Raw genomic sequence first — 555 nt, 5'->3', positions numbered from 1 at the left:
CTACATATATTTCCTAGTGAAATTTTTAAATCCGCAAGTTTAGCTTGAACATCTTCTAGTTCGGCACGACAGTTTGTTTCTAAATTGGAAGATTCTTTAAGTGCTGGTAACTGACTATGCCACTTTGCTGTAAATGGTCGTAAATCCTTATCTAGCACCTTACTTACTAACTGATAATACAGCCTACAATTAAATCCGTGCGTGTGAGCTGTTTGGCGATGAAATGTGAATAATGACGCAAGGCTTGCTAGTGCGGTTTCGATAACTCCTTCTTTTAGCTGCTGTGTAGCAATACGGGTATCAAGCTCAATGAACATATCCCATGCTGCTTGTTTATCAGCATAGGTATATTTACCTTCGGCACGAAATTTATCAAAAAAGTAAGAATGGTAGACTGTGATACGTTCTAGAGAGCGGGTATCTCTCGCGCTAATTACTTTCTTAAAACGCTCATGATGAGCCGTAAGGTCATTTTCATTGGCATTATGGTTGACTTCGTTTTGATAATAATAATCTGAAAATTTCCGTTGATTTAACTGCCTATCGGCAGCAAGT

1 protein-coding gene is annotated in these 555 nt (G+C 38.4%); it reads right to left on the bottom strand.

Annotated elements, in window-relative coordinates:
* The coding region (locus ASV53_RS25740; protein WP_094959031.1) for a hypothetical protein at positions 1-555 on the bottom strand (555 nt) is incomplete at both ends.

Source organism: Photobacterium sanguinicancri (assembly GCF_002265265.1).
GTDB lineage: Bacteria > Pseudomonadota > Gammaproteobacteria > Enterobacterales > Vibrionaceae > Photobacterium > Photobacterium sanguinicancri.
The sequence above is the reverse complement of the archived record's forward strand: the minus strand, read 5'-3'. Positions and strand labels throughout refer to the sequence as shown.